General features: G+C 38.9%; 1 protein-coding gene. It reads right to left on the bottom strand.

What is annotated here, in order from left to right; translation table 11 throughout:
• Positions 1 to 17: 17 nt before the first annotated feature.
• Positions 18 to 374, bottom strand: a complete 357-nt coding sequence (locus A5N85_RS14175) for an IS630 transposase-related protein (protein WP_072577675.1) — start codon at positions 372 to 374, stop codon at positions 18 to 20.
• Between the last annotated feature and the right edge of the window lie 51 nt (positions 375 to 425).

Raw genomic sequence — 425 nt, 5'->3', positions numbered from 1 at the left:
TTGAGCGGTCTTATCCACTATTTGTTCTTGAAAGTGCTCTCTTTTCTCTGTGTCGGCTTTTGGATGTTGGTTAATCTTTTTTTATGCGTTATCTTTAGTCGCTTTAGAGCATAACAAATCGCTGATTGCGAGCAATTAAAACGTCTAGCGCTTTCCCATTGGTAATCATCAGGATACTGCTCAATATCCTTAAGCAAGGCTTCATCATCAATCTTTGAGGGCTTACGCTCAGTAAAACCTTTAGGATGGGGATTTTTAATCCAGCTATAGACGGTGAATTTGCTGATCTTGTAGTGCTTTGCAACAGCGCGCCAAGTTTCTCCATTAGCAATATCGTTAAGAATTTTCTGTCGGAATTGGCAGCAGTAGGTCATAGGATATGCTCAGTTTGTTTTTGATAATTCTACTATAKTCAAATTCAGCTA

The organism is Suttonella ornithocola (assembly GCF_001889065.1).
Lineage (GTDB): Bacteria > Pseudomonadota > Gammaproteobacteria > Cardiobacteriales > Cardiobacteriaceae > Suttonella_A > Suttonella_A ornithocola.
The sequence above is the reverse complement of the archived record's forward strand: the minus strand, read 5'-3'. Positions and strand labels throughout refer to the sequence as shown.